This is a genomic window from Bradyrhizobium sp. WSM1417 (assembly GCF_000515415.1).
Lineage (GTDB): Bacteria > Pseudomonadota > Alphaproteobacteria > Rhizobiales > Xanthobacteraceae > Bradyrhizobium.
On sequence record NZ_KI911783.1, the window covers coordinates 3,260,136 to 3,273,112 of the forward strand.

9 protein-coding genes and 1 tRNA gene are annotated in these 12,977 nt (G+C 64.5%); 5 read left to right on the top strand and 5 right to left on the bottom strand.

The window, feature by feature from the left end:
- Positions 1 to 115 precede the first annotated feature (115 nt).
- Together BRA1417_RS0115770 and BRA1417_RS0115775 are read right to left on the bottom strand one after the other, a co-directional pair.
- Complete coding sequence (locus BRA1417_RS0115770) at positions 116 to 1,774, bottom strand: bifunctional UDP-sugar hydrolase/5'-nucleotidase (protein WP_027516570.1); 1,659 nt, start codon at positions 1,772 to 1,774, stop codon at positions 116 to 118.
- A 148-nt stretch (positions 1,775 to 1,922) separates the two neighbouring features.
- A complete protein-coding gene (locus tag BRA1417_RS0115775) occupies positions 1,923 to 2,684 on the bottom strand; it encodes an enoyl-CoA hydratase-related protein (protein WP_027516571.1) in 762 nt (253 codons plus the stop codon).
- Positions 2,685 to 2,930: 246 nt separating this feature from the next.
- Between BRA1417_RS0115775 and BRA1417_RS0115780 the strand changes: the two genes are divergently transcribed.
- Positions 2,931 to 4,172 (top strand): MFS transporter, encoded by a 1,242-nt coding sequence (locus BRA1417_RS0115780; RefSeq protein ID WP_027516572.1) that lies wholly within the window; start codon positions 2,931 to 2,933, stop codon positions 4,170 to 4,172.
- A 39-nt stretch (positions 4,173 to 4,211) separates the two neighbouring features.
- Here BRA1417_RS0115780 and BRA1417_RS0115785 read toward each other — a convergent pair whose 3' ends face one another.
- Both BRA1417_RS0115785 and BRA1417_RS0115790 read right to left on the bottom strand, forming a co-directional pair.
- On the bottom strand, positions 4,212 to 5,390 hold the full coding sequence (locus tag BRA1417_RS0115785; protein WP_035968316.1) for an IS481 family transposase: 1,179 nt from the start codon (positions 5,388 to 5,390) through the stop codon (positions 4,212 to 4,214).
- A 201-nt stretch (positions 5,391 to 5,591) separates the two neighbouring features.
- A complete protein-coding gene (locus BRA1417_RS0115790; protein ID WP_027516573.1) occupies positions 5,592 to 7,370 on the bottom strand; it encodes an acyl-CoA dehydrogenase in 1,779 nt (592 codons plus the stop codon).
- 254 nt (positions 7,371 to 7,624) lie between these two features.
- Between BRA1417_RS0115790 and BRA1417_RS0115795 the strand changes: the two genes are divergently transcribed.
- A tRNA-Gln gene (locus BRA1417_RS0115795) sits at positions 7,625 to 7,699 on the top strand.
- 22 nt (positions 7,700 to 7,721) lie between these two features.
- Here BRA1417_RS0115795 and BRA1417_RS0115800 read toward each other — a convergent pair.
- Positions 7,722 to 8,984, bottom strand: a complete 1,263-nt coding sequence (locus BRA1417_RS0115800) for an ROK family protein (protein ID WP_027516574.1) — start codon at positions 8,982 to 8,984, stop codon at positions 7,722 to 7,724.
- Between the two features lie 255 nt (positions 8,985 to 9,239).
- On the opposite strand from BRA1417_RS0115800, the gene BRA1417_RS0115805 reads away from it, so the two are divergent.
- Genes BRA1417_RS0115805 through BRA1417_RS0115815 form a run of 3 tightly spaced genes read left to right on the top strand, consistent with a single transcriptional unit; the run spans position 9,240 to position 12,841 of the window.
- Entirely contained in the window at positions 9,240 to 10,205 is a 966-nt protein-coding gene (locus BRA1417_RS0115805; protein ID WP_084462488.1) for a sugar-binding protein, read from the top strand.
- 51 nt (positions 10,206 to 10,256) lie between these two features.
- On the top strand, positions 10,257 to 11,783 hold the full coding sequence (locus tag BRA1417_RS0115810; protein ID WP_027516576.1) for a sugar ABC transporter ATP-binding protein: 1,527 nt from the start codon (positions 10,257 to 10,259) through the stop codon (positions 11,781 to 11,783).
- Positions 11,780 to 12,841: an ABC transporter permease gene (locus BRA1417_RS0115815; RefSeq protein WP_027516577.1), complete on the top strand. Its 1,062-nt coding sequence runs from the start codon at positions 11,780 to 11,782 to the stop codon at positions 12,839 to 12,841. The genes BRA1417_RS0115810 and BRA1417_RS0115815 overlap by 4 nt, the downstream gene beginning before the upstream one ends.
- Positions 12,842 to 12,977: the final 136 nt, after the last annotated feature.

Sequence of the window (12,977 nt, forward strand, 5' to 3'; positions counted from 1 at the left end):
CGGGCTCTCGACGTCGCTTGGCGTATCCGGCGCCAAAACGCAAATGCAAAACCCAATCTATGCGTTCCCCCGGGAATGGCAAAGGGTGGTCCCGGACCGGTCCGTTTGATCCGGATCAATTCACGCGCAGAATGCGGCTCAGCGGCAGCGGCCCGATCGGCCCGTGCGCCCTGAAGAACGCGAACAGCGCGTCGGCGTCGTAGCCGCCATATTGCAGCCCCGTGCCCTGTTTGATGACCGTGAAGCCGTCGCCCCCGACTGCGAGGTAATCGTTGAGGGTGACGCGGTAGCCGCTTCCGGCTTCGATCGGTCTGCCGTTGAGCGTCATCTTCTCGTTGATCACGCGCTCGCCGTACGGCTTCGCCGCATCCCAGGCGTAACTGAACCCGTTCGAGACCTGGAGAATCCGCGGCCGCTTCGGATCGAGCCATTGCTGCTCCAGCATGTCCTTGAGCTGGTTGCCCGTGAGCGTCATGGTGACGAGCCGGTTGCGAAAAGGCTGGCTGGCGAAAACGTCGCCGAAGGTGATCGCGCCGTTCTCCTTTGGAACGATGTCGGTGCGGATGCCACCTGGATTGGTGAGCGCGATGACGGCACCGCCGTCCCTGGCGTCCCGGGTCGCGGCGAGCTGCGCGTCCGCAATGACGTCGCCGAGGGCGCTTTCGCCGGCCTCGTTCGGCACGCGTGACAGCGTCTGCGTCACCGATCCAGCCAGGCGATTGGCGATCGGCGCCGAGAGCCTGTCGTAGGCATCGATCAATGCGGTCTGCTCGGGATCCCTGGGCAGCGAAGCATTGGCGACGAGGACATTCTCGGCCTTGGCGCTGGCGACGTCGCGGGTTACAGGATCGAGCTTGAGATCGATCGCGGTGACCAGCGTACCGTATTTGTCGCCGCTGGTGACGAGCCGCCCGTCGATATCGCAGACATAAGCACGATGAGTGTGGCCGCTGACCACGACGTCGACGGCGCGATCGAATTTTTTCACGATGTCGACGATCGGCCCGGTGATGGCAGGGCATTCATTGTAGTCGCCGGCCGGCTCGCCGCCCTGGTGGATCAGCACCACGATCGCCTCGACCCCGCGCGCCTTCAGCTGCGGCACCAGCGCGTTCACCGTCTCGGCTTCGTCGCGGAATTCGAGGCCCGTGACGCCCGATGGCGAGACGATGCCCGCGGTCTCCTTCAAGGTCAGCCCGATGAAGGCGATGGGGATGCCCTCGAATTCCCTGATCTCGTAAGGCGGCAGCACGCTCCTGCCCGTCGCGGTCTCGATGGTAGATGCTGCGAGGTAGTGGAATTTCGCGCCCGTGAAGGGGTGCGGCCCCTGACAGCCGTCGACCGGATGACAGCCCCCGTTCTGCATCCGCAACAGCTCGGTCTTGCCCTCGTCGAATTCGTGATTGCCGACCGAACTGATCGCGAGCCCCATCATCGAGAGCGACTCGATCGAAGCCTCGTCGTGGAACATTGCCGACAGGAACGGGCTCGCGCCGATCAGGTCGCCGGCGGCGACGAAGATCGTGTTCTTGTGGCCCTCGCGCAGCTGCTTCACCAGCGTCGCCATGTATTCGGCACCCCCGGCGGCCACCATCACCTTCCTGGACTTGTCCTCGGGATCACTGATCCGGATGCCGCCCGGCGGCGGGCGCAGATTGCCGTGGAAATCGTTGATCGCGAGGATGCGCAGCTCAACGGGCGCTGCGGTTTGGGCGGACGCGGGCAGGCCGGCGAGCGCGAGCGAGAAGACGGTCAGGCGGAGAACATGTCGCATGGAACCAGACTAGTCGTTCCGCACGAAGATTTCACGAAGCTTTCTTCCTTCTCCCCTTGCGGGAGAAGGTGGCGCGAAGCGCCGGACGAGGGGTTGTCTCCGCAAATTCAAATGTGAATTCTCCTGCAAGGGGCGAGGGAAAAACAGCCTATTTTTTCTTCTTCCTGTTCGCAAACGCGTTGAAGGCGGCGGTGGCTTCTTCCGACTTCAGCCGCTCACCGAACAAATGGGCCTCCTGATCGATGCGGCGGGTGAGCTCCTCGGATGCCACGCGCAGCAGCTTGCGCGAGGTCGCGACCGCTTCGGCGGGGAGCCTGCAGATATCGCGCGCCACCTTGCGCGCCTCGACCTCGGTATGCCCCGGCGAGACCACGGTGTTGACGAAGCCGGCGGCATGCGCTTCGGCGGCCGTAAAAGTCCGTCCCATCACCAGCATGGCGAAGGCGCGCTGGTAGCCCATCGTGTTCGGCATCAAGAGGCTGGACGCGCCGACCGGCACGAGCCCGAGATGGATGTAGGGCGCGGAGAAGGTCGCCGCGTTCGAGGCCAGCACATAGTCGCAATGGAACAGCATCACGGTGCCCATGCCGATCGACGCGCCGTCCACGGCCGCGATCACCGGCTTGGCGTTGAGGGCGAGCGAATAGAGAAACTTGGCGCCGTCCGACAACGTCTCGGGGCGCGACGTGTCGGCGTGCATGAAATCGTCGATGTCGTCGCCGGCGGTGAACACGCCGGAGCCGCCGGTGATGATCATGCAGCGGATATCGGGATTGTTCTGCGCGGTGTCGATCGCGCGGCTCATCTCCCGATACATGTCCTGCGTGATCGCGTTCTTCTTGCTCGGGCGACGCAGGGTGATCACGCGCGTTCCGCGCTCTTCGGTGACGATGATGTTGCCATTCGGCATGAGGGGCCCCTGCGGTCGCCGCGATACTGACATTGGCTGGACTCGCGAAACGTCAGCCTACATCATCTTGCAGGCGTGCCAATGCGCTGGCTCGACCTTTTGAAGACCGAATTCGCGTGAGACGGGCGCATCACGCTCCCCGCCGTGCCGCGCGCTGCATCAATCAGCCCCCTTTTTCATTTGAAAAACCCCTGGTTGTGGTGCACGATCGGCTCGCGCCGTTCCATTTGGCCGATTGCCCGATTGATGATTGCCGCTACGCGTGTTGACGAATCCTCGCTGCACTACCGCGGCTGGCGCGTCGTGCTGGCCTGCTTCCTGATGGCTTTCTTCATGTTCGGCTTCGGCCTGTACGGCCAGGGCGTCTATCTCGCCGAACTGCAGCGCGCCCATGGCTGGCCGGGCACGCTGGTTTCCGCGGCCAGCACCTTCTCCTTTCTGCTGACTGCCGTGCTCGTCATCTTCACCGACGATCTGCTCGCCCGCATCGGGTTGCGGTCGCTGATCCTGTGCGGCCTGTCGGCGCTCGGCGCTTCGACGGTGCTGCTGGCGGTGCTGCAGACGCCGTGGCAGCTCTATCTCGCCTATGCGCTGATGTCGGTCGGCTGGACCGGCATGGGTACGGTGGTGATCGCGACCGTGCTGAACTCCTGGTTCGAACGGCGCCGCGGGCTCGCGCTCAGCCTCGCCTACAACGGCGCAACCTGCGGCGGCATCGTCCTCGTGCCGCTGCTGCTGACGCTGAGCGGCAGCATCGGTTTCCGTTCCGCGATGCTGGCGGCCACGCTGGCGATGGTGGTGCTGGTGCTGCCGGTGGTGGTCATCTTCACCGGCTGGCGGACCGAAATGTCGCCGACGCCGGGCGAGAATTCATCCGCTGGCGGCACCGCCGTGCCTGCGGTTCACTCGCGCAAGACGCTGCTCGCCAACGCGGCGTTCTGGACCATGGTGCTGCCGATCGCGATCGCGCTGCTGGCGCAGATGGGATTCATCATCCACCAGGTGACGTTCCTCGAACCGCTGATCGGCCGCGCCAGTGCGGGCCTTGCCGTCACCATCATGGCGGCGATGGCGGTGGTCGGGCGCCTGTCGCTCGGCCTGTTCGTGGACCGGCTCGATCCGCGGCTCGCCTGCGCGGCATCGATGACGAGCCAGGCGGCGGCGCTGTTCGTGCTTCTGCAAACCACGAACCCGACCGTGCTGCTCGTGTGCTGCGCCGTCTACGGTTTCTCGATCGGCAACATGATCACGTTCTCGCCCTTGATCATCCAGCGCGAGATCGGCGCTGGGGCCTTCGCCGCCGCGATGGGACTGGGCACCTCGATCAGCGGCATCGTCAGCGCCTTCGGCCCCGGTATCGTCGGCCTCGTGCGCAGCGTAACCGGCGATTACACGAGCGCGTTTGCGATGTGCGTGGTGCTCGATCTGGTGGCGGCGGGCGTTGTGCTATGGCGGCCGGGGAGACGTACGAAGCTCGCAGCTTCGTAGTTTGTCCCACACACTCGGTGTCATCGCCCGACTTGATGTTTAGACCGGAGACATAGCTGACGCTTGTTCGGACACATCACTGACAGGTTGGCCACTGGTCAAGTCGATTGATGCGACCTGCCAACTGGCGAAGAAGATTCCGTAATGGCCGTCGCGGTCGAGCGGTCGGATGGCGAGCCGCTCGCCGCAGAAGGCTTGTGGGACTTTCCACATTTGCCCCTGGAAGGAGATGTAACTCCGAGTCGAGGAGACGGTGCGAACGATCTCTCCGGCATCGTATTGGACCTGCGGAACTCGTTCCGGCATGGCGCGAGAACTTGGCCGGTAGCGATCGGCGGGGACCCCCATGCCGAGACTTTCATGAGGCCGTTCCAGATTGTAGAGCATGCGCCAGCTATCGAGGGCGTGTTGGACTTCCGCCAGAGTGCGGAACGCGCGCAGAGCAAACACTTCCGCGTTCAGGCTGCGATGGAAGCGTTCATTCTTGCCCCGGCCCTGGGGATGGCGCGGCCTGGCATGCACCACCCTAATGCCAAGCTTGAGTAGCCAAACCTTCAGCGCGGTCCAGCGGACGCCAGACGTATCACCCCAAGGGGAGCCATTGTCGATGTAGAAGGCCTCCGGCAGGCCATAACGGCGGAAGGTATCGATCAGATGCTTCTGCACGGCGGGACGCTGCTCGTTGGCGCATGCCTCCAGACACACGGCATAGCGCGAGTGATCGTCGACCATGGTCAGCGGATGACAACGCGTTCCGTTGGCAAGGGGCATGTGGCCCTTGAAGTCCATCTGCCACAGCTGATTGGGCGCCTCCTTCTCAAAGCGATGGCCTGGAGGGCTCGGCGGGGCCTTCTCACTTGGCTTGATCCGCTCGTTCCGGCACAGGATCTGATGGACCGTCGAAGGCACAGGCACAGCCTGGCATTCGCGCTTTAGGCAATGGGCAATCTTGCGCGCCCCCCAGGCTGGATGCTGGTCACGCACAGCCAAAACCTGCGCCTCCACAGCAGGCTCGCTGCGTTTGGGCATCCGCTTCGGACGACGGGGCTGATCCGCCAGTTCATGGTCGCCAGCCTGCCAGCGCCTCAGCCATTTGTAGCCCACATCAGGACTGATCCCGAACCGCCGGCACAGCTCTCGCCGGTTCGTTCCCTCCTGCAAGGCAAGTCGCACGAACTCTCGTCGTTGATCCATCACCGACACCTCGTTCCAGGGCATGGACGGCCTCCCGAATCGACCAGACCAGCCCATTTTGATGTGTCAGCTATGTCTCCGAACACCTGTCAGTGATCTGTCCGGTCTAAACACTTGACCGGGCGATCCAGTAATCCGAGACGTCTGTAGTCTATCGAGAAGCCGCTGCGTACTGGATTCCCCGCCTTCGCGGGGAATGACAGTGAGGAGGAGGGTAGGCCTCACTCACCCCAACAGCACCGCATCCGCCGCCGCCACCGACTCCGCGCTCTCCGTCACGGTGCGCTCGAGCGCGCCGGCCTGCACGGCGATGTTCTCGGCGAAGAAACGCGCCAGCGAGACGTAGCGCGCGGCGTCCGTGATGCCGTCGGATTTCGCGGCGAGCGCTTCGGATGCCAGCATGCAGCCGCCGAGCGTGGCGCCGAACTGCTGCAGATACGGCGTCGCGCCGGCCAGCGCCTCGTTCGGCGCGGACGCAACCCGCTCCAGCAGCCATTTGCTGGTGCGCGTCAGCGCCTCCAGTGCCTCGCGCAATTTCACGCCGGTGGTGCCGAACGCGGGATCGTTGGAGGCCTCGACCTGCTTCACAATGGCCGAGAGCTCGTCGAGCAGCGCCCACACCGATGCGCCGCCGTTGGCCGCGAGCTTTCGCGTGACGAGGTCGATGGCCTGGATGCCGTTGGTGCCCTCGTAGATCGCGGTGATGCGGGCATCGCGATAGTGCTGCGCCGCGCCGGTTTCCTCGATGAAGCCCATGCCGCCATGCACCTGCACGCCGAGATAGGCGACCTCGTTGCCGATATCGGTGGAATAGCCCTTGGCCATCGGCGTCAGCAGCGCCGCGCGCGCGGCAGCGTCGGCGCGGACCTTCGGATCACTGGCGCGCGTCGAGACGTCGATCGCCACCGCGGTCGCATAGCAGATGGTGCGCGCCGCCGCGGTCTGCGCGCGCATCCGCATCAGCATGCGCTTGACGTCGGGATGCACGAAGATCGCATCGGATCCGTCACCCTTGTTGCCGAGGGCGCGGCCCTGCTTGCGCTCTTGTGCGTACGACAATGCCTGCTGATAGGCGCGGTCGGCGACACCGACGCCTTCGAGGCCGACGCCGAGGCGGGCCTGGTTCATCATCGTGAACATGCAGCGCATGCCCTGGTTCTCTTCGCCGACCAGGAAGCCGATCGCGCCGCCATGATCGCCCATGGTCATGGTGCAGGTGGGGGAGGCATGCATGCCGAGCTTGTGCTCGACGCCAGAGGCAAAAATGTCGTTGCGCGCACCGAGCGAGCCGTCTTCGTTCACCATGAATTTCGGCACCAGGAACAGCGATATCCCCTTGGTCCCGGCCGGCGCGTCGGGCAGGCGCGCCAGCACGAAATGCACGATGTTGTCGGTCATGTCGTGCTCGCCATAGGTGATGAAGATCTTCGTCCCCTTGATGCGATAGGTGCCGTCGGCCTGCTTCTCGGCGCGGGTGCGCAGCGCGCCGACATCGGAGCCGGCCTGCGGCTCGGTCAGCTGCATCGTGCCGGTCCATTCGCCGGAGACGAGCTTCTCGAGATAGATCTTCTTCAACTCGTCGCTGCCATGCGCGTCCAGCGCCTCCATCGCCGACGCCGTCAGCAGGGGGCAGAGACCGAAGGCGACGTTGGCGGCGCTCCAGATCTCGGTGCAGGCCGCGTTGATCGCGAGCGGCAGGCCCTGACCGCCAAAGTCCTCGGGGCCGGAGACCGCGTTCCAGCCGCCCTCGGTCCAGCGTTTGTAGGCATCCGGCCAGCCCGGCGCGGTCGTGACCTTGCCGTCGCTGAGCTTGATGCCGTGCTCGTCGCCGACCTTGTTCAGCGGCGCCAGCACGTCGGTTGCGAACTTGCCGGCTTCCTCCAGCACGGCGCTCACGATATCGCCGTCGAAATCGCCGTAATGGCCGGCCTCCATGGCAGCCTTCAGGCCGGCGCCGTGGTTGAGCGACAGCAGCATGTCAGAGATCGGCGCGCGGTAGGTCATGGCTCACTCCCGGAGAGACAGGTCTTGGCGTCGTATTCCCATGAAACGGCGGAGGTCTCAACTGTCGGGAGGGGTGACGGAGCTGCCGTCGGGAGCGGGGGGCGTAGCGCCCATATCAGGCATGGCGCGGTGCCACCGGCGCCCGTGGTATTTTGCCCCTCCGGGCGGTTGAAATGCCGCGTCTCTCCCTATAGACCGGCACCACTCGAGGGAATCCGCGGACGCTCCTGTCGCCGCCGTTCCCGAGGGCCTGATGGGGCGTAGCCAAGCGGTAAGGCAGCGGATTTTGATTCCGCCATTCGGAGGTTCGATCCCTCCCGCCCCAGCCAGCGCGCAAGCTGCTCGCGGCGCTTACTCGGTCGCTTCCATGTGGTTTTGGTCCACGACCCGCAGCGTCCGTCGCACCATGCCCTCGACAATGACCGCCGACTCGCTTGGACGCAGATGGATCGCCGTGGACCTGAGCAGCCATGGCAACACCGCCTGCTCGAGCCGCTCCTCATAGGCGTGGCGCATCATGTCGAAGGCCATCAAGCCTGGACCCGCCAGGATGACATGATGTGGGCGCAGCACCGATATCGTTGCGGCGACCGCTTCCGCAAGCGCGCGACCTGCCTGCAGGAATAGGTGCTCGAGACGTGGATCGCCGCCCAGTGCGCGCTCGCGCAGCAGGGCCATCTGTCCCTCGGACGGTTGCTGCGAGTCGGCCGGCGGCAGATCGAGAAAGGTGCGGGCGTCGCGGTAGAGCGCATAATCGGCAAGGTAAGCCTCGATACAGCCGCGCTGGCCGCAGCGGCATTGTGGGCCGTCCGGCGCGAGCTTGACGTGGCCGATCTCGCTGCCAGCGCCCCAGCGTGCTTCACCATCGGCAACGACGCCCATCCCGATGCCGTGACCGACCATGATCGTGGCCGAGAGGCCTTGCGCCAATGCCGGTTCGGCGGCCGTGAGGGCGAGCGCGACCGCGACAGCGTCGTTCGCCATCACGACATCGACCCCGAACGCCTGACGTATCGGCGTCGCCAGATCGACTTCGGTGATCGACAACGCGGGACTCCACAGCGTCGTGCCGGTGTCGACGTTCACGATGCCTTGCAGCGCAATGCCGATTCCCAACAGCCGATGGCGCGGCGTCGCCGTCGCATCGAGCAGCGCATTGATTTGCGCGATCACGAGATCGCGCAGCGCGGCTGCATCGAGCGCGCGCGTCGACAGTGCAAGTCGCGACTGCGCCACGCCGGAGCCCCGGAAATCCGCGATCAGCGTCTCGATCAGGTTCATGCGGACCGAGATCGCGACGATGCGCCCGAACTCCGGGTTCAGGGTCAGCAGCACGGCCGGCCGGCCACGGCGGCGGCCATTCAGCCCGTCCGCATCCTCTTCCTCGCCATCCTCGGACCAGGGGCTTGCCGCGGTCTCGGTCTCGCAGAGCAACTCTTCCGCGATCAATCTCGACGTCAGGCCTGAAACAGCGGGGAAGCTCAGTCCCGTGCTCCGGGCGAGCGCCACGCGTGGCAGCGGCCCCTGGCGTCGCAAGACGTCGACGAGACGGCCGCGGTTGGATTCGCGGGCCGTGTTCGACACGCGTCTGGACGGCTCAATTTGGTCAACCATGCTGCCTCTTTAATTCACCACGTAAATTTAATGGAGGGGGCGAGATGCGGGTGTAACCGGAAAAGCACAATCGGATTCGGTTTTCAGCAGCCATATTTACTATTATCGTACCATCTGTACTATTTAGACTTGAAGAAGGGGCAAGTACATCCTGATCCGGCTGGTTTGCCCTGCGGCATTTGTTCGCGACGTAAATAAAAGATGGCGCATAAGCGCTGTGAAACCCCCAAACGGGGGTGACCAAGGGAGGTGTACATGAACGGATCGATGAAGAAACTCATGGTGTCGCTGTTTGCGACCGCAGCTGCGCTCGCCGTCGCTACGGGGGCGGCGCAGGCCCAGCAGAAAAAAACCATCGCGCTGGTGACCAATGCCGCGGCCGATTTCTGGACGATCGCCGGCCGTGGGCTCGAAAAGGCTCAGAAGGAGCACCCGGAATACGACATCCAGTTGATCGTCACGAACGAAGCGACCGCGGCGGGCCAGCGGCGCGAGCTGGACGACCTGCTGGTGCGCGGCGTCGCCGGCATCTCCATCTCGGTCGACGATGCGCCGCATGCAACCGAGGAGCTCAACAAGGTTGCGGCCAAGACCGTGCTGATCACGACGGACAGCGACGCGCCGCAGAGCAATCGTCTCGCTTATATCGGCACCGACAACGTCGCGGCCGGGCGGCAGGCCGGCGAAGAGATCAAGAAAGCGCTGCCGAACGGCGGCAAGATCGCGCTGTTCGTCGGCACGATGGACGCGGACAATGCCCGCGAGCGGGTGCAGGGCATCAAGGACGCGATCGCCGGCACCAAGGTCGAGCTGGTCGACGTGTTCACCGACCAGGTGGACTTCGCCAAGGCCAAGGCGAACATGGAGAACGTGCTGGTCAAATATCCCGACATCGCACTGTTGTCCGGGCTTTGGAGCTACGAGACACCGCTGATCTATGACGCGGTCAAGGCGGCGGGCAAGGCCGGCAAGGTGAAGATCGTCGGCTTCGACGAAGACCAGCGCACGCTGCGGGGCGTTTCCGACGGCACGATCGAATCGACCGTGGTGCAGCAGCCCTACGAGTTCGGCTATCTCTCCGCCACCAACATCATCAAGACGCTGAACGGCGACAAGTCCTGGATCCCGGCGGGCGGCAAGCTGATCGTGCCGACCAAGGTGATCAGCAAGTCCAACGTCGCGGCGTTCACCGCAGACATGAAGAACCTCCTCAAGAAGTGAGCTTCAGGCGCCCGGCGGCACGTCCGCCGGGCGTCGTGCGGGAGGAAATGAATGGCGGAAATCCTGTTCGAACTCGCCGGGATCAGCAAATCCTATCCCGGGGTCATGGCGCTCGATGACGTCAGTTTGCGCGTGGATCGCGGCGAGGTCGTGGGCCTGATCGGCGAGAACGGCGCCGGCAAGTCGACGCTGATGCGCGTGCTCGGCGGCGTCGTCGCGCCGAGCGAGGGCGTGATCCGCATCGGCGGCACCGACCACGCACGTGTGACGGTGACCGAGGCGACGCAGGCTGGCATCGCCTTCGTGCATCAGGAACTGAACCTTTTCGAAAATCTCGACGTCGCAGCCAACGTGTTTATCGGGCGCGAGAAGCTGATGGGCGGGCCGCTGAAGCTGGTGGACAATGCCGAGATGCGTGCCCGCGTGACGCCGCTTCTGGAGCGGCTGGGTGCCGATTTCGCGCCGGACACGCTGGTCGAAGACCTGTCCATCGCCGAGCGTCAAATGGTGGAGATCGCCAAGGCGCTCTCGATCGACGCCCGCGTGATCATCATGGACGAACCGACCTCCAGCCTGACGATTTCGGAGACGGAACGGCTGCTGGAAGTGATTGCCGATCTGAAGGCGCACGGCATTTCGGTGATCTATATCTCTCACCGGCTCGGCGAGATCATGACCTGCGCTGACCGCGTCGTGGTGCTGCGCGACGGGCGCACTGTTGGCGAGTTGGCGCGGGACCAGCTGAGCCACGCCGCAATGATCCGGCTGATGATCGGCCGCGATCTGAAAGCGCTGCATACCCCGCCGAAACGCCCGCCGCAGCCGGGCGGCTGCGATATCGTCGGCGTCGTGACATCAGCCTTTCCCGACCGGCAGGTTGATCTTTCCGTGCGGCATGGCGAGATCCTGGGCCTGGCGGGGCTCGTCGGCGCCGGCCGCACCTCTCTTGCCCGCGCAGCGTTTGGCATTGACCCGCTGCTGGGAGGCGAGATCAGGATCGACAACGCACCGGTCGCGGTCGCATCGCCGCGCGACGCGATCAGCCAAGGCATCTATCTGGTGCCGGAGGATCGCAAGAAATCCGGGCTCGTGCTGGAATTGCCGATCCGCGAGAACATGACGCTGGCGAGCCTGTTGGATCATGCGCGGATGTGGCTGGTCAGCGGCGCAGCCGAGCGCAAGGTCGCGAAAGAGCAGGTCAGGCGTCTCTCCATCAAGGCGCCAAGCATCGACATGGAGGTGGTGACGCTCTCCGGCGGCAACCAGCAGAAGGTCGTGCTCGGTAAATGGCTGTCCATGCAGCCGCGCGTGATGTTCTTCGACGAGCCGACCCGCGGCATCGACGTCGGCGCCAAGGGCGAGATCTACGCGTTGATGCGCGAGCTTGCCGACCAGGGCGTCGCGATCGTGATGATCTCCTCGGACATGGAGGAAGTCATCGGCGTCTCCGACCGCGTGGCGGTCATGCATGAAGGCAGCGTCACTGGCGTGCTCGAGCGAGAGCAGTTCAGCGAATACAACGTATTGCGACTGGCCATGGGCCAGGCGCTCGAAACCGCGGAAGCGGCCGCGCCATGATCAGGAAAGAGCTCGGTCTGGGATTGCTGCTGGTGGTGATCGCCGCCATCACGGGCGCGATCAATCCCGCCTTCCTGTCGCTGGTGAACCTCTTGAACATGGCCAATCTGATCGGCCTGTTCGGCGTGTTCGCGCTCGGCGAGGGGCTCGTGATCATCACCGGCGGCATCGACCTGTCGCTCGGCTCGATGTTTGCGCTGCTCGGCGTCGTGTTCGTGGATCTTCTGACGACCTACGAGGTGCCGTGGCCCCTGGCGCTCGTGGCCGTGCTGCTGGGCGGGCTGGTGCTCGGGGGCATTCAGGGGTTCCTGATCACCCGGCTGAAAATGCAGCCCTTCATCGTGACGCTGTGTGGGTTGCTGATCTATCGCGGCGCCGCCCGCTACTACACGAGCGATTCGACCCGCGGCTTCGGTTACGGCGACGAGGCGGCGACACTGAGCAGCATCGCGTCGGGCAATGTAGCGGGAATCCCGAACACCTTCATCCTCCTGATCATCCTTGCGCTGATCCTCAGCGTGCTGCTGCACCGCTCGGTCTACGGGCGCTGGCTTTATGCCGTCGGCAAGAACGAGGAAGCCGCGCGCTTCTCGGGCATCAGCACGAACTTCGTGATCGCAACCGCCTATATCATCAGCGGCGGGCTCGCCGGAGTTTCGACGGTCTTGTTCGTGTTCTACACGAATTCGGTCTCGCCGAGCTCCTTTGGCAATTTCTACGAGCTCTACGCGATCGCGGCCGCCGTCCTGGGCGGGTGCAGCTTGCGCGGCGGCGAGGGATCTATTCTCGGCATCGTGCTGGGCACGGCGCTGCTGCAGGTGTTGCAGAACCTCGTGAACATCCTGGGCATTCCCAACTCGCTGAACTTCGCGGTGATGGGCACGGTGATTCTCATCGGCGTATTGGCCGATCAGCAGTTGCAGGCGCGACGGCGGCGCAAGCTGGCACTGGCCGGCGTCGCCCGCACCGCGCCGAAATCGACATTGGCGGAGCAAGTCCAGAGCGCGTCACCGCGCGCTGCGGATGCATTGCCGGCGAGAACGGGTGATCGGGCATGACGGATCCAGGCTCCAGTTGACACAAGGCTGCCTGGGCGGCGGCCGCTGGGGAGGGAGCGCGTTCCAGGCTCAAGGGCTTTGGGCAGGGACGTGAGGCAAAGCAAGCAAAGCCTGAGACGGCGGGAGGACGAGTAAA